Origin of the sequence: Plantactinospora endophytica (assembly GCF_016862915.1) — a bacterium.
In the GTDB taxonomy this organism is placed as follows: Bacteria; Actinomycetota; Actinomycetes; order Mycobacteriales; family Micromonosporaceae; genus Plantactinospora; species Plantactinospora endophytica.
Genome location: NZ_BONW01000012.1, coordinates 93,890 through 111,079, shown reverse-complemented (window position 1 = coordinate 111,079; position 17,190 = coordinate 93,890). Strand labels below are relative to the sequence as shown.

Genomic DNA, 17,190 nt, shown 5'->3' with positions numbered 1-17,190 from the left:
TCACCACCACCCTGCGGCGTGGCCGGGCAGTGCCGGCTCCCCGGCGGCCGGGATCTCCGGTTCCTCGTCGGCGAGGCTGCCGGCGACGTCGCCGACCGTGCCGTCCGGACCGACGTACCAGGTACGGTGCGCCTCGCCGGGCAGCGGCGGGCGGAACCGGCGGAGCTGTCCGGCGAGTACCTCCGGCGGCACCGGATGGGCCCGCCCGCCGTTGCGCCGGGTCAGCACGTCGGCCGGAACCAGCAGTACCGCGTGCGTGGTCAGCGCGTCGCGGCGACCGGCGACCGCGTGCACCAGGGCACGCTGCTGCCGGTTCAGTGCGGTCGCGTCCCAGACCACCGTCGCGCCATCCGCCAGCAGGGTGTCGAGCCGGTGCAGGCCGGCGCGCAGGACCGCCGCGTTCGCCCGCTGATCGGCGCGGGAGCCCCGGGCCTGACGCAGCTCGTCGAGGGAGACGACGGCGTCGACGCCCGGCAGGCGCTGCGCGAAGGTGCTCTTGCCGCTGCCGGCCGGCCCGACCGTGACCACGAGTCGGGGGAACCGGCCGGACCGCCACCGCCAGGTCGCCGCCGACGCCTCCTCGGGGGTGCTGATCCGGCCCGCCGCGTACGCCTGGCGCGCCTCGGCCCAGCACCGGTCCGCCACCTCGGGGTCGTGCCCGTCCAGCGCGGTACGCAGGCCGGCCCGCAACGGGCGCAGCGGCGCCTCGCCGAGCAGGGCGGCCTCGTCGGCGTACAGCTCCGACCAGGCGACCTGTTCCCGTGCCTCGATGCTGGCGGCGTCGTCCCGACCGGTCAGCACCGAGGCGGCGACGGCGTGCAGCACACCGACGTCGGTCGCGTCGGCGAGCCGGATCAGGCCGGCCCGACGTCCCTCGTCGGGAAACCGGCGGTGCAGACCGGTGTGCAGTTCCACCAGTTCGGCGACCCGGCGGGCCAGCGGCACGCCGAGCGGTGCCACCAGCCGGGGTGCCAGCCCCGACCGGCGGGACCGGGCGAGGAGGACGGCCAGCACCCCGGCCAGGCGCGGATCGCCGGACCGGCCCAGCAGGTCGAGTCGGGCCCGAACGTCGGCGACTGCCGCCTCGTCCTGCTCGACCGTCCAACGCACCATGGGTACGCGAGAACTACTCCCAGTCCACCCGTCGACCTCTTCCGCGTGGTCGACCGTCCGGGCGTCGTCGTCGGGTGCGCCGGATCGGCTCGGGTCGTCGCCGGTGTCGCCCCTTCCGGTGTCGCCGACGGTGGCCGCCAGCAGTGCCGGTACGTCGACCGCGCCGCCGGAGCGCACCTCCCAGAGCGCGGCGTGCCGGCCGAGTCCGTTGCGCACCACCGGGGCCAGCATCCAGTGCGCGTCGGTGCGTACGTGGTCGCGGCGTACCCACTTCACGACCCGGGCGCCGAACTCGGCGTGGGTGAAGCCGTCGACGGTCCGGACGACGTAGCCCTCCTGCCGGGTCGGGTCCAGCCGCAGCGTACGCAGGGCCCGCTCGTCGAAGGTGCCCCGCCACAGCACCGGCGGCACCGGTACGCCCAGCCGCCGGGTGAACCGGACCGTGCGGTCCCAGTCCAGACACCGGTCGCCGGCCCAGACGGAGAAGGCGTAGAACCAGCCTGCCAGCTCCTGGTAGCCGATCGAGTGCCGGGCGTAGACGTTCTCCCCGCAGATCCGCCAGCCGTCCGGCAGCCCGGCGGCGATCCTGCCGTGCAACGCCTTCAGCGGGGCGCGGGACGGGTGGTGCGCCGAGTCCAGCGAGCGGGCGTGCAGGCCGTCCCGGTAGAGGGTGGTGTTCTCGCCGTCGAGTTTCTCGGTGACCACCACCTCCCGGCCCCGCAGGCCGGACAGGTCACCGGCCCGCAGGTCGTCCCCGGCGATCCCCGGTGACCACGGCAGGTGCGGGGTACGAGGGTACGACACCCGCATGATCCGCTCCCGACGACGACCGGCCCGGAGCCGCCCCCGACGACCGGCCCGGTGATCAGAAACGGTACGCAGCACCGGGCGGGCCGGGCCAGCCAATTTGGACGCCAGCCCAGCAGGCCGACCGTCCCACCGCCAGGATCACCGTAGCGCGCACCGCCAGGAGCACCGTCGTGCCGAAGGACCTTCCGTGCACCAGGGTCGGCGCGGTCAGCCGGAGCGGCGTTGCCGCAGGTAGGCGAGGACGGCCTCCCGGGTGGTCCGCACCCCGAGTGCCTCGCGGGCCTGGGCGATCCGCCGGTTCGCGGTACGCAGCGACAGGAACTCGGCCGCCGCCGCGGCGGCGATGGTCTCGCCGTCGGCGAGCCGCTCCAGCAGAGCCCGCTGTTCCGGGATCAGTCGGCTCACCACCGACTCGGCGTCGGACTCCGGCACGTCGTCCGGATCCCGGTAGACCGGCCCGAGTCGGCCGAGGTCGTCGACGAGTGCCCGGCCCAGTTCGGTGGCCGGGTCCACGATGGCCACCACGCCGGCGCCCCGGGCGGCGGCGAGCACCGCCAACCGGACCGTGTCGGCGTCGGGTACCCGGCCGAACAGCACCAGCCGGGCCGAGGCGAGATCCCAGGCGGGCTCGGCGACCGCGAACCCCTCCCGGGTCGACCAGCCGTCCCGGGCCAGTCGGCGCAGCACCGTGGTCGCGTCGGTCGCCGACGGTACGACGTAGCGCGGTGCATCGTTCATCGCGACACCTCCAGCACCAGTGAACCTTCTTCGACCCGAACCGCGCGGCGCCCACGCGACGCGTCCGAGCGTGCCGTCCGTCGACCGCCAGGCGAGGTGGAGAGAGGTTCGCTCACAGCACCTCCAGCGCGAGGGCCGCGGCCTCGGTACGGGTGCGGGCGCCGAGCTTGCGCATCCCGGACCGGACGTGGGTTTCCACCGTCTCGGTGGAGATACCCAGTTGTCCGGCGATGCGTCGGGTCGGTTCGCCGGCCGCCACCAGTCGGAGTACCTCACGTTCCCGGTCGGTGAGGTCGCCGTCCGCGCGGGCGCCCCGGACGTCGCGGCGTACGGCGTGCCGGCGCAGCGCCCGGCGGATCCGGCCGAGCACTACCACCAGACCGGCCCGCTCGGCGCGTTCCTCGGCGGCCAGCAGCGCCGGGACGCTCCGGGCCGGGTCCGGCTCGTGCAGGCCGGCCGCGAGCAGGCAGCGCACCTCCTCGCGGACCGCCAGCTCCCGCCAGCCGGCGGCGGCCCGGGTGAAGCCGGCCGGGTCGCCGCCCGGACTGTCCCAGGCGGCCAGCGTCAGCCACACCGGCGCCGGTTCGGTCGGCACCGTGGTGACGGCCCCGTCAACCAGTTTCGGACCGCCGCCGTCCGCGCCGTCGTAGACCGCCCACCGGCCGGTGATCTGGCGCAGCCCGTCGATCAGTGGCGGGCCGCCGGACGGTGACCCGCCGGCCCGCTCCGGCTGGCCGTCGAGCCAGGCCGCCTCCCGGCTGACCCAGTCGAGCAGCGCGTCGGCGCCGACGGAACCTCCTGCGGTGGCGGCCAGTCGGGACCGGGCCGGGCCGAGCAGGCCGCCGTCGGCCTCGACCAGGCTGGCGGCGGCCACCGCATAGCCCCGGGCCAGGCCGGGCAGGGTCCGGTCGGTCAGGTCGTTGGCCCGGCGCAGCGCGGTGTCGGGCGGCAGCGCCTCGTCGGCGCCGAGTGCGGGCAGGCCGCCGCGCAGCGCCGCGCACCACAACCGGGCGGCCAGGAACCGGGTCTGCCAGCTGTAGGCGAGGTCGGCGGCGCAGGCCCGCTCGGCCGCCTCGGCGGCCTGCCCGGCCTCGACCAGCCGGCCGTCGGCGAGCAGCGTCTCGACCAGCAGCCAGGCGGCCCACCGGGCGGAGAGCGGGTCGCCGGCGGCACCCGCCGACGCGGCGGCCGAAACGAGCGCCGGCTCCCAGCCCGGGGCACGGTTCGCGGCGCGTACCGCCGCCAGCGCGGTCCGCAGCCCCGGGTGTGCGGGTTCCGGGCCGTGTCGGGCGGTGATCCGGTCGGCGGTCCGGGTCGCCTCCGCCGGATCGGGGCCGAGCTGGGCGAGCAGCACGATCCGGTCCCGGGCGGCGAGCTGGTCCGGGGTGGCCGAGTCGGGTACCCGGGCCACCGCCGACCGGGCGCCGGCCAGGTCGCCGAGCTGGACCAGCGCCTCCGCCCGCAGCAGGTCGGGGGCGACGCCGAGCGGAACGGCGGTGTTCAGCACCCGGACGGCGGCCCGGGGTCGGCCGCAGGCCAGCGCGGCGCGGGCGGCGTCGACCCGGACGGCCGGTTCCGGCTCGACGCCGGGCAGCGCGCAGGCGAGCAGCAGCACCTCGGCCCGGGTGCCGGCGGTCGCGGCGGTGGCCGCCACGGCCAGTGCCCGCCGGTACGCCGCCGCGCCGTCACCGGCCGCCGCCAGGTGCCGGACCGCCTCGTCGGCGGGTACCAGGTCGGCCAGCCGCCGGTGCAGGCCCTGCCGGCCGGCCTCGTCGAGCAGCCCGGCGGCAACCTCGGCGACGTACGGCGACACCGGGGCGACCAGCGGGTCGACGCCCGGGCCGGCGGTGACCAGGCCGGCGGTGGCGAGTTCGTCGACACCGGCACCGAGCAGGCTGGCCGGTGCCGGCCGGCCGAGCAGGCCGAGCGCGGCCATCGTGGTCCGGGCCGGCCGGGTCAGGTCGGCCAGCGCCGCCGCCACCGCGTAGCCGACCTGTGCGGCGTCGCGGTCCGCCGGCACCGGCTCCGCAGGGTGTCCGGCGGGACGGGGACCGGCAGTCGCGCCGGAGGGATGTGCCTGCCCCGACACGGGCGAGCCGACCGTCGGGCCGGCGGGTCGAGGTATGGCCGGCCCGCGTGTGGCGGCCTGGCGGGCCAGGGTCACCACTGCCAGCGGTACCCCACCGGAGCGGCGGACCAGGTCGGTTACGGTCGACGGACCGAGCCCGGGGGCGATCCGCCCGGCCAGGTCCGTCGACTCGGCGTCGGTCAGCGGCGGTACGGCGAGCCAGCCGGCCGCGACGGAGCGCAGTGCCGCCACCGCCCCGGGCGGCAGCCGGTGCGGGGTACGCAGCGCGACCGCGACCCGGCAGTGTGTGGCCAGCGGCACCAGGGCGGCGAGAGTGGCCGGATCGACCCACTGCAAGTCGTCGAGGAGCAGCAGGCCGGTGCGTACCCGGGATCGGACCGCCTCGGCGAGCAGCGCGGGATCGTGCCCGGGCAGTCGTACCCGGACCGCGCGGGCCAGCGCGAACGCCGGTTCGGTGGGCAGGCTGGCCAGGCCGCCTCCGGCGAATACCGGTCCCCGGAAGGCGGCGCCGAGCCGGGACAGTGCGGTGCTGCGCCCGCCGCCGGGTCCACTGTGCAGTACCACCAGGCCGGGTGTGGCGAGCAGGCTGGAGCCGACCGCGACGACGTCCGGTACCGGATCGCCGGCCGGCGGGTCGGCGGCGCGGAACTGGTCGGACAGATCGCCGAGCGACGCGTGCCGCACTGTGCTCCTCCCCCGCCCCCGTCGACGCCTCACCACCGTGGAAGACGGTGGCACGAACATGGGATCCTGCGCCGGCAGGATATTCGTAGTGTGATGTCCGGCAGGGGCAGCCCGCCCCCGCCGTCGTGTCGGAAGGACAGCAGACGAGATGAGCGTGCTCCACCACCGGGTTCCTGCCATTGTCGCCGACCGCACCGCCGGCTGACGAGCGATGGGAGCAGGTCCGCTCAGCGCCCGGGTCGCCGGCCTCTGTGACGAGGTCGGTCCGCGACTCGGTGCCGCTACCGGAACCCAGGTGTCGGGGGTACGCCGCCGGCTCGACGAGCCGCTGCGGGTGGCGATCGCCGGCCGGCTCAAGGCCGGTAAGTCGACGCTGGTCAACGCGCTGATCGGTCGGCGGGTGGCGCCGACCGAGGTCGGCGAGTGCACCCGGATCGTCACCCAGTTCCGCTACGGCACCGCCGACCGGGTCGACGTGGTACGCCGGGACGGCAGCCGGCTCAGCCTGCCGCTGGACGACGCCGGCATGATCCCGCAGCGGCTCGGCGTGCCCCGGGCCGAGATCTCCTACGTCGACGTCACGTTGACCAGTGACCATCTGCGGGACCTGACCGTGCTGGACACTCCCGGTCTGGCGTCGACGAACAGCTCGGTCAGCGCGGGCGCCCGCCGGTTCCTGTTCGAGGCCGCCGCGGCGCCGTTCGACGACAACATCGACGACGACTCGGCCGGCGCGATCGCCGGTGCGGAGGCGATCGTCTACGTCTTCACCCAGTCGGTCCGGGACGACGACGTGGCGGCGCTGGAGGCGTTCCGGTCGGTCTCGGCGCGGCTGGCCAGCAACCCGATCAACTCGCTGGGCCTGTTCAACAAGGTCGACAAGCTGGTCGGCGGCGCGGCCGACCCGTGGCCGGTGGCCGGTCCGCTGGCCGCCGACCAGACCGGTGTGCTGCGCCGGGTGGTCTCCGAGGTGGTGCCGATCGTCGGGTTGCTGGCCGAGACGACCGAGGCCGGCCGGCTGACCGCCGCCGACTGCGAGGCACTGCGGGCGATTGCCCGGTTGCCGCACGCCGAGCGGCTGGTGCTGCTCGCCTCGGTCGACCTGTTCACCTCCCGCGACTGTCCGGTACCCCGGGAGCAGCGGGAACGGCTGCTGCGGCTGCTCGACCTGTACGGCATCGGCTTCGCCATCGCCCAGTTCGTCGCCCAGCCGCAGTTGGCAAGTGGTGACCTGGTCCGGCTGCTGTTCCAGGCGTCCGGGTTCCCCCGGCTGCGCAACACGCTCGACCAGGCGTTCCGGTGGCGTACCGACGCGATCAAGGCCGGCTGGGGACTGTCCACCCTGGAGAAGCTGGCCAGCCACGCGCCCCGGCCCGAGGAGCGGGAACTGCTCCGGGACGCCATCGAGCAGGTGCTGCAACAGCCGGAATACCACCGCCTGCGGCTGTTGGAGGTGGCCCAGTTGGTCAGCTCCGGGTCGGTGGAGCTGCCGGAGCCGATGGAGCAGGAGTTGACCCGGTTGGCGCTCTCCACCGACCCGAGATGGATCCTGAGCCTGCCGGCCGCCGCACCGGAGCAGTTGTCCCGGGCCGCTTTGGAGGCGGCCACCCGCTGGCGGGTGTACGCGGTCGCCGGGGCGAGCCCGGCCCAGTCCCGGGTGGCGCAGGTGGCGCACCGTGGCTTCTTCCTGCTCTCCCAGCGGGTACGTGCCGAGGGGAGCCTGCGGTGACCGCCGGCCGTACGGCCACCGGTGCCGGTGGCGCCGCGCCGGCCGCGCGCAGTGGCGGTGCCAGTCCGGAGGCGGCGCTCGGGGCCGCACTGACCGGGGCCGTCGACGGCGGTTTGGCGTTCCTGCGCAAGGTCGCCCCGGACGCCGCCGCCGAGGTCGACACGCTGCGCCGCCAGGTGGTCACCCGCCCGTCGGTGGTGGTGGTCGGCGAGACCAAACGCGGAAAGAGTTCCCTGGTCAACGCGCTGGTCGGGGTGCCCGGCCTGTCGCCGGTCGACGTCGCGGTCGCCACCGCCTGCTATCTGGAACTGGTGCCGGGGCCGGAGGCCGGCGCTCGGGCCTGGCTGCCGGGCCGGGCCGAGCCGCTACCGCTGCGCCTGTCCGACCTGCGGGACTGGGCCACTCCGCTGGGCCGGTTGCCGGACGACCAGCGTCCGCCCCGGCACATCGAGGTGACCCATCCGGCGCCGCTGCTGCAATACCTGAGCCTGGTCGACACCCCGGGCACCGGAGGGCTCGACCCGGCGCACGCCGAGATCGCCCTGGACGCGGCGGCCCGGGCCACCGCGCTGCTCTTCGTGGTCGACGCCGCCGCCCCGTTCGCCCAGCCGGAGCTGGACTTCCTGATCGAGGCGAGCAAGCGGGTCAACCTGGTGGTCTTCGCGCTGACCAAGACCGACGCCTATCCGGGTTGGCGGACGATCCTGGCCGACAACCGGGCCCAGTTGCAGGCCCACGCTCCCCGGTTCGGCGGTGCGTCGTGGTTTCCGGTCTCGGCCCGGCTGGCGGAACTGGCCCGGACGATGCCGGCCGAGGCGGCCGGTGAACTGATCCGGGAGTCCCGGATCGCCGAGTTGCAGCACGCCCTGATCGGCGTCGCCGGCCGGGGGCACCTGCTCCGGCAGGCCAACCTGCTGCGCACGGTACGCAGCGAACTCGTCCGGTACGACCTGGAACTCGGTGACCGGCTGCGGGCCATCGACCCCGATCCGGCGGACCTGGCCCGGATCAAGCAGGACCGGGCGGCGTTGGCGGCGCGGAAGCGTACCGAGTCGCGGCAGTGGTCGCTGGCGTTGAGCACCGAGACGCAGCGGGCCCGGGTGGAGGCGACCGGGCTGCTCCGGGGGTACGTCGGCAGTCTCCAGGAGGAGTTCCTGAACCGGATCGACAAGGCCCGGGGCGAGGAGCTGAAGGGGCTGCCGCAGCAGGTCGACGAGGCGCTGCACGCGCTCTCGGTGCGGCTGTCGGAGGATCTGGAGGTGCGGTTCCGGCAGGTCGGCGAGCGGGTGCTGGCCGAGGTGTTCCAGCCGGAGGAGCTGCGGTTCGTGCTCGGCCGGCTGAACGCGACGCTGCGGCACGCGCTGGCCAGCAAGCCGCGCCGGGAGGGCGGCGGGCCGGACAACATGATGATCGCGATGTCGGCCGGGTCGATGGCGTTCATGGCCGGCCGGGGCGCGATGGCCGGCGCCTCGGCACTCGGCGCGGGCGCGCTGGTCGGCGGCGGCCTGCTGATCCCGTTCGCCGGGCTCGGCCTGGGGTTGGCCGCCGGCGGCTTCATCCTGTACCGGCGCCGCGTGCACACCGACCGCCAGCAGGCCCGGCTCTGGCTGCGGGAGGTGGTCGCCGACGCCCGGGCGGCGCTGTCGGACGAGATCACCAACCGGTTCACGGATCTCCAGTACGCGCTGACGCTCGCCCTGGACGACGCGATCGAGCGTCGGCTGCGGCAGCTCGACGAACGGATCGCGGAGATCGACGCGGCGGCGGCCGAGGACACCGCCATCCGGACCCGGCGGCGCGCCGCGACGAAGGCGGAGCGGGAGACGGCCCGGGCCCGGGTCAAGCAGGTCGACGAGGTGCTGGTCCGGGCCCGGGTGCTCGCCCCGCCGCCGGCCACCGACGCACGAGGGCGGGAACATGACTGACTACTGGGGCGGCTGGTCCGCCGACCAGCCGGACTTCGGCGGCCCGGAGGGCGAGGACTTCGGCGACCTGAGCCCGGACCAGCCCGACGACGGCGGCTATCCGGTCGAGGGCTTCGGCGCCGCCGACCCGGACCCGGGCGACGTGCCCGGGGCGCCTGCCGACCCGCCGATGCCGATCGGGTACGACGACCTGCCGACCGACCCGTACGCGGAGGCGGACCCGTACCCGTCGGACGAGCCCGGGCACGGCGCGGACGACCATCCGGAGGTACCCGCCGAGGTCGGCTTCGGTGCGGCTGACCCGCCGGTCGGCGCCGACCCGGACCTCGACCCGTACGTCGACACCGGACCGGACTGGTACGACCCGTCCGCCGTACCGGACCTCGGCGCGCCGCCGGAGCCGGTCGACGGCTTCCCGTGGACCGATCCCGCCCTGCTCGGCCAGCCGGTCGACGGCATCCCGGCACCGCTGTACGGGGCGGACGAGGCCCCGGTCGACCCGGACGAGTTGGCCGGGTACGCCGGCACGGAACCGCCGGCCGACGGTGACCCGTGGGCGGCGCTGGCCGCGTCCGACGACCCGGCGACGAGTACGCTTGCCCGGTTCTGGTCGCCGGACGAGCGCTGACGGAAACCGGGCCTTCCGCCCTGCTGCGGGTTTGCGAGCGCTCCTCCGACGCCGGCACGGGTACTGGCAACCGGCCGAACCGTGGCCTAAGACGGAAGTGAGCGGCAGATGGCGGAGCAGACGAGTGGCAGCACCGGCGCCACGGCGCAGATCGGTGTTACCGGGCTCGCGGTGATGGGGCGCAACCTGGCCCGGAACCTGGCCCGGCACGGGCATCGGGTGGCGGTGCACAACCGGTCGCCGGAGCGGACCCGGAGCCTGGTCGCCGAGCACGGGGACGAGGGCACGTTCGTGCCGAGCGAGTCGCTGGCCGACTTCGTCGCCTCGCTGGAGCGGCCCCGTGCCGTGATCGTGATGGTCAAGGCCGGTCGGCCGACCGACGACGTGATCGACGAGCTGATCCCGCTGCTGGAGCCGGACGACATCGTCATCGACTGCGGCAACGCGCACTTCGCCGACACCCGGCGTCGGGAGGAGGCGCTGCGGGAGCACGGGCTGCACTTCGTCGGCACCGGTGTCTCCGGCGGCGAGGAGGGTGCGCTGCTCGGCCCGAGCATCATGCCGGGTGGCTCCGTCGAGGCGTACCGGAAGCTCGGGCCGATCTTCGAGTCGATCGCCGCAGTCGTCGACGGGCAGCCGTGCTGCGCGCACATCGGGCCGGACGGCGCCGGGCACTTCGTCAAGATGGTGCACAACGGCATCGAGTACGCCGACATGCAGCTCATCGCCGAGGCGTACGACCTGCTGCGGGGGCGGCTGGGTGCCACGCCGGCCGAGATCGGGAAGATCTTCGCCGGCTGGAACGAGGGCGACCTGGAGTCCTTCCTGATCGAGATCACCGCCGACGTGCTCGGGCACGTCGACGCCGGTACCGGCAAGGCGTTCGTCGACATCGTCCTCGACCAGGCCGAGCAGAAGGGCACCGGCCGGTGGACGGTGCAGAGCGCGCTCGACCTGGGGGTGCCGATCACCGGGATCGCCGAGGCGACGTTCGCCCGCTCGCTGTCCGGGCACGCCGACCAGCGGGCCGCGGCGGCCCGGGCGTACGCCGACGCGGGTGGCGAGGCGCCGACCGGTGAGGTCGACCGGGACGCCTTCGTGGAGGACGTCCGCAAGGCGCTGTACGCGTCGAAGATCGTCGCCTACGCGCAGGGCTTCGACCAGATCCGGGCCGGCAGCCAGGAGTACGGCTGGGACATCGACCCGGCCGCGCTGGCCACCATCTGGCGGGGCGGCTGCATCATCCGGGCCCGCTTCCTGAACCGCATCCGCGAGGCGTACGACTCGGACCCGGAGCTGCCGACGCTGCTGGTGGCGCCGTACTTCGTGCAGGGTGTCGCGGACAGTGTCGCCAGTTGGCGGCGGGTGGTCAGCTACGCCGCGCAGGCCGGGGTACCGGCCCCCGCCTTCGCCTCCTCGCTGGCCTACTACGACGGCCTGCGGCGGGACCGGCTGCCGGCCGCGCTGATCCAGGGGCTGCGGGACAACTTCGGCGCGCACACCTACCAGCGGGTGGACACCGAGGGCAGCTTCCACACCCGGTGGGCGGGCGACCGCGCCGAGTCCCCGGCCTGATCCGCTGCGACCCGACCGCCGGACTCCAGTGCCGGCGGTCGGGCTTCGGCGGCGCAGGCCCGCAGCGCCGCCACGGTGCGACGTCCGTGCCGTGCCGCAAGCTTCCCCTGGGCAAAGGCCGGGTCGGCGTCCGGTCCACCGCGTAGTGCCGGGTCGGGCCGGTCAGCCGGACCCGGCGGCGACCACCGCGACCAGGACGACGAGCGCGACGACCACCAGCAGCGCCAGCGCGCCCGTCCAGACCAGCCCGCGCGTGCCGGCCCAGAACGGCTTCCTTCGGGTGCTGGCATTGCCCGGCACAGGCGAGCGCAGGCCGGCCGGGCTGACCGCCGCCGACCGGCCCGGCCCGGGTTGGTGCGGCCACGCCGAAACCTGGCGGACTGCGCCCGCCGACCACTCCGGTTCCGGAGCCGTGATCCGGGCCGGTCCTGGCGCTGCCGATCCGGACCGGGCCGGCGGGTCGTCGAGTCGGACGGCGCCCTCGGCGACCACCGTCTCGGGCTGTTCCAGGGTGGTCGGGGCGATGCCCAGCTCGGCGTGGATCAGCCCGGCGGCCAGCGGAATCCGGCTGGAGCCGCCGACCAGGAAGATCCCGAGCAGGTCGGCCGGATCGAGGCGGGCGGCGGCGATCGTCCGGGCCAGGCAGGTGACCGTCTGGAGGAGCTGCCGCCGGATCAGCGCCTCCAGTTCCTCCCGGGTCAGGTGCGCCCGCAGGTCCAGCGCCGGCAGGTGCAGGTCGGCGCTGGCGGCCCGGGACAGCAGTTCCTTGGCCGCCCGGACGTCGTCGTAGAGGAGTTCCCGGGCCCGGCGCTGTGCCGCGTCCGCCGGACTGAGCAGCGCCTGCCACACCTCGGTCCGGCCGTCGGCGTAACCCCGGCCGAGATGCTCGACCAGGGCCTGGTCGAAGTCCAGCCCGCCCAGATCGGTCAGGCCCGACTCGGCCAGCACGTCGAAACCGGGGCCGGTGCGGCGTACCACGGCGGCGTCGAAGGTGCCGCCGCCCAGGTCGTAGACGGCCAGCGCCCGGCCGGGCGGCACCGCCGCGCCGAGCACCGCCGGGTAGTACGCCGCCGCCGCGACCGGCTCGGCGACCAGCCGGGGCGCCGGCAGCCCGGCCACCCCGGCCGCCGCGACCAGTACGGACCGGCGTCGCTCGCCCCACCGGGCCGGATGGGTCAGCCGGACCTCGTCGACCCCGCCGACCTGCCGGTACGCCTCCGCCGCCACCCGGCGCAGCACCGCCCCGACCAGTTCGGTAACCGGTACCTCCCGGTCGCCGAGCAGCACGGCGCCATCGTCGACCCGCCGCTTCGGGTACGGCTCGAACCGGGCCGGGTCGAGCCGGGACGCCCGGATCGCGTCCCGCCCGGTCAGCAGCGTGCCGGCCGGGTCGAGGCAGACCGCCGACGGCAGCAGCGGGGTACCGTCGAACAGCAGCGGCCGGACCCGGCCGTCGGCGCCCCGCAGCACGGCGACGGTGTTCGAGGTACCGAAGTCGATGGCGAGCAGCCGCATGGCCAGCACCCTACTGAACCGCCCTCAGTTCCCCGTGCGGTCACCGGGCGGACAACCGGGCCGGGCATACTCGCTCCGTGATCCGGGACTTCGCCTACCTCGACGCGCCGACCCCGCTGGCGTTCGCGCACCGGGGCGGTGCCGCACGCGGCGACGAGAACACCACCGAGGCGTTCGCCCGGGCGGTCGGCCTCGGCTACCGGTACGTGGAGACGGACGTGCACGCCACCCTCGACGAGGTGCCGGTGGTCTTCCACGATCCGACGCTGCACCGGATGACCGGGGAGCACGGCCGGATCGCCGGACTTCGCTGGGCGGACCTGAAGACGATCCGGGTCGGCGGCGCGGCGGCGGTACCCCGGCTCGACGACGTGCTCGACGCCTGGCCGCAGGTGCGGTTCAACGTCGACGTGAAGGCCGACGGCGCGGTCACCGCCACCGTGCGTACCGTCGACCGGGCCGGTGCCGGCGAGCGGGTGCTGCTCGCCTCGTTCAGCGACGCCCGGCTGGCCCGGCTGCGGATCCTGGCCGGGCCGCGCATCGCCACCTCGCTCGGGCTGCGCGGGGTGGCCCGGCTCCGGCTCGCCTCGCTGGCCAACCGGCGGCTGGTGCTGCCGCCGTCGGTGGTCGCCGCCCAGGTGCCGGTCCGCTACCGGGGGATCAAGGTGGTCGACCGCCGGTTCGTCGACTACGTGCACCGGCTCGGTCTCCAGGTGCACGTCTGGACCATCGACGAAGTCACCGAGATGAACGAGTTACTCGACCTCGGTGTGGATGGCATCATGACCGATCACGTCGACGTGCTGCGCGAGGCGTACCAGAGCCGCGGCCACTGGCCGACCGATCGGTAGGTCGGCCGGTCCGGGCCGCCCGACCCCCAACACGAGGACCGACATGGCCGAGACCATCCCCGCGACGGCGCCGGACGCGCCGCCCAGCACCCGGCACGAGCGGGTCGGCTGGTACTTCTACGACTGGGCGAACTCGGCGTTCTACACCTCGGTCATCACGGTCTTCCTCGGCCCGTACCTGACGTCGATCGCGAAGTCCGCCGCCGGCTGCGCCTCCGACGACCCGTGCCGGGGCGGCCGGATCAGCCTGCTCGGCCTCGACATCGCGCCCGGCTCGCTCTTCCCGTACATGGTGTCGCTGTCGGTCTTCCTGACCGTCTTCGTGCTGCCGCTGGTCGGTGCCGTCGCCGACCGGTCGGCGCGGAAGAAGGAGATGCTGGCGCTCTTCGCCTACATCGGCTCGGCGGCCACCATCGGGCTGCTCTTCCTGACCGGCGACCGCTACCTGCTCGGCGCCGGGCTGTTGCTGGTCGCGAACATCTCCTACGGGGCGAGCATCGTCGTCTACTACTCGTTCCTGCCGCAGATAGCCGGGCCGGAGGAACGGGACAGCGTCTCCAGCATCGGCTGGGCGATCGGCTACATCGGCGGCGGGCTGCTGTTGGCGCTCAACGTCGCGGCGGTGCTGTTCAAGGACTCGCTCGGGCTCGACACCGGCGACGTCGCCCGGTACAGCATGGTGTCGGCGGGCGTGTGGTGGGCGGCGTTCACCACCATCCCGCTGATCCGGTTGCGCAACCGGCCGCCGGTCGCCGGCCCGGCCCAGGGACCGGTACTGCTCGACGGGTTCCGGCAGCTCTGGCACACGCTGCGCAGCCTGAAGGCGTACCCGTTGACGTTGTTCTTCCTGGTCGCCTACCTGGTCTACAACGACGGCATCCAGACGGTGATCTCGCTGTCGGCGGTGTACGGCACCGAGGAGTTGAAACTCTCCGACGACGTACTGGTGCCGACGATCCTGATGGTGCAGTTCCTGGCCTTCGCCGGCGCGCTCGGGATGGGTGCGCTGGCGAAGCGGATCGGCGCCTGGAAGACGATCCTGATCAGCCTGGTGCTCTGGACCGTGGTGCTGGCGGTCGCGTTCCGGCTGCCGGCCAACCAGGCGGTGCCGTTCGTGCTGCTCGGCGGCGGGATCGGCATCGTACTCGGCGGCAGCCAGGCGTTGAGCCGGTCGCTGTTCAGCCAGTTGATCCCGAAGGGCAAGGAGGCCGAGTACTTCGGGATCTACGAGATCTCCGACAAGGGTACGAGCTGGCTCGGGCCGCTGCTGTTCGGGCTGGCGTACGGGCTCACCGAGAGCTACCGGGTGGCGATCGTCTCGCTGCTGGCGTTCTTCGTGATCGGGTTCGTGCTGCTGGCCGCCGTGCCGATCCGGCGGGCGATCGTCGCGGCCGGCAACACCCCGCCGGAACGTCTCTGACCAGCCGCCGTCCCCGCCGCGCGATCTGTCCTAGGGTGGGCCGGGGCGGTACGTGGTCAGGAGGCGCGGAATGGAGCCGATCGAGCTGGCGGCCGGTACGGCACTGGTCGGTGCGATGGCCGGTGCCGGCTGGCCGGCGGCCAGGGCCGAGACGGTCGCGTTCTGGCGGCGGGTCCGGCCGGCCGAGGCGGACGACGTGGCCACGGAACTGACCGAGGTACGCGCCGAGGTGCTCGCCGCCCGCCAGTCCGGTGACCCCGCGCTGGAACGTACCCTCGCCGACACCTGGGAGGGTCGGCTGCGGAAGCTGGTCCAGGGCGACCAGGCCCTCGCCGCCGAGTTGCGGCACCTCGTCGACCAGCATCTCGTGCCGGCGCTGTCGGCGGACGAGCGGGCCCGGATCACGGGCCGGCTGCCGACCGACGGCTCCGCCCCGGGCTGAGCCGCCCGCTGGACCGGGGTCGCCTGCTGGAGCGGGGCGCACTCCGGCCGGTGTGCGGACCAGCCCGGCGGTCGGGTCGGCGGCCCGGACCACGTCGGGATGGAAGAGGTCCGGGGCGGCTGGTCGGCGCGGCGGCGTCGGCTGGCCAGAGTGGTCAACGACACGGCGGGTCGAACCGGTAACGCCTGGTGGCTTAGGCTCCCCGACCGTGACCGACGACAGCCGCCCCAGCCGATCCCTGTCCGCCGGCGACGAGTCCGCGCTCGCCCAGGCGTGTTTCTCCGCCGGGGACGGCCGGCTACGCCAGGGTGCCGCCCTCAAGTTCTTCTGGGGACCGATGGACTGTGGAAAGTCGACGATGGCCCTGCAGATGAACTACAACCATGCCCGGCAGGGCCGGCGCGGCCTGGTGCTCACCCGGATCGACCGCTCCCTCGGCCCGCAGATCACCACCCGGATCGGGCTGGCCCACGAGGCCATCGAGGTCACCGAGGAACTGGACCTCTGTGAACTCGTCAAGAGCCGGTGGGCCGAGGGCGATCGACTCGACTACCTGATCTGCGACGAGGCGTGCTTCTACACGGTACGGCACGTCGAGCAGATGGCCGAGCTGGTCGACTGCTACGACGTGGACGTCTTCGCGTTCGGGCTGGCCAGCGACTTCCGGTCCTGCCTGTTCCCGGCGGCGCAGCGGCTGTTCGAACTCGCCGACGAGGTGTCCCGGATCCAGGTCGAGGTGCTCTGCTGGTGCGGACGGCCGGGGCAGCTCAACGCCCGGGTGGTCGGCGGGACGGTGGCCCGGCACGGCGAGCAGGTGGTGATCGGGGACACCGTCGAGGCGGCCGACGTGCGCTACCAGGTGCTCTGCCGGCGACACTTCCGCTCCGGCGACCTGGGCGACAACCGCTGAGGCTCGGCGACAATTGTTGAGGTCCGGCGCCGGGACGGTCCGTCGGAGCGGCGGGCGGCAGGTCGGCGGTCGCCTCGATCCGGGTCAGAACGGGTCGCCGCAGACCTGCCACTGGTCGCCGTTTTTGATCATCGGCATCTCCCGCCGGTCCACCGCACCGGACCGGCGGGTCAGCTTCGCCGTGACGGTGCCCCGGAGCTGTCCCCGGTCGCTGGCCACCGAGACGTCGTCGATGGCGTACCGGGTGATCGTCGGCGGGACTGAGAGCCGTTGTTCGAAGTCGTCCCGGCTCCACCGCTCCCGGGTGTCGCCGCAGAGCCGGTCGTAGGCGCCGGACGGGTCGCCGCTGGTCACGTCGTGCAGGAACGCCTCCGCCGCGTCCCGGGCCGCGCCGGAGGACTGCCGGACGTGCTGGTAGTTCCAGGCGCCGAGGCCGGCGGCGCCCACACAGCAGACGAAGAGGCCGACCGCGACCAGCGACAGCACGCCCCGGAAGCGGCGCGGTCGACGTGCCGGGCGTCCGCTCCCCGGCAACTCGTAGCCCATGCCACCGACGGTAGATAGCCGGCGGCGTCCGGCGACGCCGAACGCCGGGAGGTACTCGCCCCCGGATCCGGCGCCACCGGGTCCGATACCGGCCGACCAGCAGTGATCCGGAGCGGCCGGCGCTGGTCGACCCCGCCATGGTTCGAAGCGGCCGATTCCAGTCGACCGGCCGTGGCCGGAGCAGTGGGCGCGGCGGTGCCGGCCGTGGTCTACCG

General features: G+C 74.5%; 13 protein-coding genes. 8 read left to right on the top strand and 5 right to left on the bottom strand.

Features of this window, described 5'->3' with window-relative positions:
- The 3 genes from Pen02_RS12635 to Pen02_RS12625 all read right to left on the bottom strand — a co-directional run bounded on the left by Pen02_RS12635 (position 1) and on the right by Pen02_RS12625 (position 5,434).
- Entirely contained in the window at positions 1-1,923 is a 1,923-nt protein-coding gene (locus Pen02_RS12635) for an RNA ligase family protein (RefSeq protein WP_203866170.1), read from the bottom strand.
- A 207-nt stretch (positions 1,924-2,130) separates the two neighbouring features.
- Entirely contained in the window at positions 2,131-2,661 is a 531-nt protein-coding gene (locus Pen02_RS12630) for a LuxR family transcriptional regulator (protein ID WP_203866169.1), read from the bottom strand.
- A 112-nt stretch (positions 2,662-2,773) separates the two neighbouring features.
- Positions 2,774-5,434: a helix-turn-helix transcriptional regulator gene (locus tag Pen02_RS12625; RefSeq protein ID WP_239140555.1), complete on the bottom strand. Its 2,661-nt coding sequence runs from the start codon at positions 5,432-5,434 to the stop codon at positions 2,774-2,776.
- A gap of 211 nt (positions 5,435-5,645) precedes the next feature.
- Between Pen02_RS12625 and Pen02_RS12620 the strand changes: the two genes are divergently transcribed.
- The 4 genes from Pen02_RS12620 to gnd all read left to right on the top strand — a co-directional run bounded on the left by Pen02_RS12620 (position 5,646) and on the right by gnd (position 11,291).
- Positions 5,646-7,163, top strand: a complete 1,518-nt coding sequence (locus Pen02_RS12620) for a dynamin family protein (protein WP_203866167.1) — start codon at positions 5,646-5,648, stop codon at positions 7,161-7,163.
- Complete coding sequence (locus Pen02_RS12615) at positions 7,160-9,088, top strand: dynamin family protein (RefSeq protein ID WP_239140554.1); 1,929 nt, start codon at positions 7,160-7,162, stop codon at positions 9,086-9,088. The genes Pen02_RS12620 and Pen02_RS12615 overlap by 4 nt, the downstream gene beginning before the upstream one ends.
- Complete coding sequence (locus Pen02_RS12610; RefSeq protein ID WP_203866166.1) at positions 9,081-9,716, top strand: hypothetical protein; 636 nt, start codon at positions 9,081-9,083, stop codon at positions 9,714-9,716. The genes Pen02_RS12615 and Pen02_RS12610 overlap by 8 nt, the downstream gene beginning before the upstream one ends.
- 108 nt (positions 9,717-9,824) lie before the next feature.
- Positions 9,825-11,291: an NADP-dependent phosphogluconate dehydrogenase gene (gene gnd / locus Pen02_RS12605; protein WP_203866165.1), complete on the top strand. Its 1,467-nt coding sequence runs from the start codon at positions 9,825-9,827 to the stop codon at positions 11,289-11,291.
- 162 nt (positions 11,292-11,453) lie between these two features.
- Here gnd and Pen02_RS12600 read toward each other — a convergent pair whose 3' ends face one another.
- Entirely contained in the window at positions 11,454-12,806 is a 1,353-nt protein-coding gene (locus Pen02_RS12600; protein WP_203866164.1) for an Hsp70 family protein, read from the bottom strand.
- A gap of 77 nt (positions 12,807-12,883) precedes the next feature.
- Here Pen02_RS12600 and Pen02_RS12595 point away from each other — a divergent pair, with 77 nt between their 5' ends.
- The 4 genes from Pen02_RS12595 (at position 12,884) to Pen02_RS12580 (ending at position 16,429) form a co-directional block, all read left to right on the top strand.
- Positions 12,884-13,657, top strand: coding sequence for a glycerophosphodiester phosphodiesterase family protein (locus Pen02_RS12595; protein ID WP_203866163.1), 774 nt, complete (start codon positions 12,884-12,886; stop codon positions 13,655-13,657).
- A 43-nt stretch (positions 13,658-13,700) separates the two neighbouring features.
- The gene (locus Pen02_RS12590; protein ID WP_203866162.1) at positions 13,701-15,077 is read left to right on the top strand and encodes an MFS transporter; all 1,377 of its coding nucleotides are present in this window, start codon (positions 13,701-13,703) and stop codon (positions 15,075-15,077) included.
- 70 nt (positions 15,078-15,147) lie between these two features.
- Positions 15,148-15,519: a hypothetical protein gene (locus tag Pen02_RS12585; RefSeq protein ID WP_203866161.1), complete on the top strand. Its 372-nt coding sequence runs from the start codon at positions 15,148-15,150 to the stop codon at positions 15,517-15,519.
- A gap of 238 nt (positions 15,520-15,757) precedes the next feature.
- Positions 15,758-16,429, top strand: a complete 672-nt coding sequence (locus tag Pen02_RS12580) for a thymidine kinase (RefSeq protein ID WP_372445609.1) — start codon at positions 15,758-15,760, stop codon at positions 16,427-16,429.
- Positions 16,430-16,513: 84 nt separating this feature from the next.
- On the opposite strand, the gene Pen02_RS12575 is transcribed toward Pen02_RS12580, so the two are convergent.
- Positions 16,514-16,975 carry an Rv0361 family membrane protein gene (locus Pen02_RS12575; RefSeq protein WP_203866160.1) on the bottom strand — a complete coding sequence of 154 codons (462 nt, stop codon included), beginning with the start codon at positions 16,973-16,975 and terminating at the stop codon, positions 16,514-16,516.
- Between the last annotated feature and the right edge of the window lie 215 nt (positions 16,976-17,190).

What these genes read in the sequence shown, in the direction of transcription:
- Pen02_RS12635 (WP_203866170.1), bottom strand. Translation starts at nt 1,923, where the DNA reads ATGCGGGTGTCGTACCCTCGTACCCCGCACCTGCCGTGGTCACCGGGG.
- Pen02_RS12630 (WP_203866169.1), bottom strand. Translation starts at nt 2,661, where the DNA reads ATGAACGATGCACCGCGCTACGTCGTACCGTCGGCGACCGACGCGACC.
- Pen02_RS12620 (WP_203866167.1), top strand. Translation starts at nt 5,646, where the DNA reads ATGGGAGCAGGTCCGCTCAGCGCCCGGGTCGCCGGCCTCTGTGACGAG.
- Pen02_RS12610 (WP_203866166.1), top strand. Translation starts at nt 9,081, where the DNA reads ATGACTGACTACTGGGGCGGCTGGTCCGCCGACCAGCCGGACTTCGGC.
- gnd (WP_203866165.1), top strand. Translation starts at nt 9,825, where the DNA reads ATGGCGGAGCAGACGAGTGGCAGCACCGGCGCCACGGCGCAGATCGGT.
- Pen02_RS12600 (WP_203866164.1), bottom strand. Translation starts at nt 12,806, where the DNA reads ATGCGGCTGCTCGCCATCGACTTCGGTACCTCGAACACCGTCGCCGTG.
- Pen02_RS12590 (WP_203866162.1), top strand. Translation starts at nt 13,701, where the DNA reads ATGGCCGAGACCATCCCCGCGACGGCGCCGGACGCGCCGCCCAGCACC.
- Pen02_RS12585 (WP_203866161.1), top strand. Translation starts at nt 15,148, where the DNA reads ATGGAGCCGATCGAGCTGGCGGCCGGTACGGCACTGGTCGGTGCGATG.
- Pen02_RS12575 (WP_203866160.1), bottom strand. Translation starts at nt 16,975, where the DNA reads ATGGGCTACGAGTTGCCGGGGAGCGGACGCCCGGCACGTCGACCGCGC.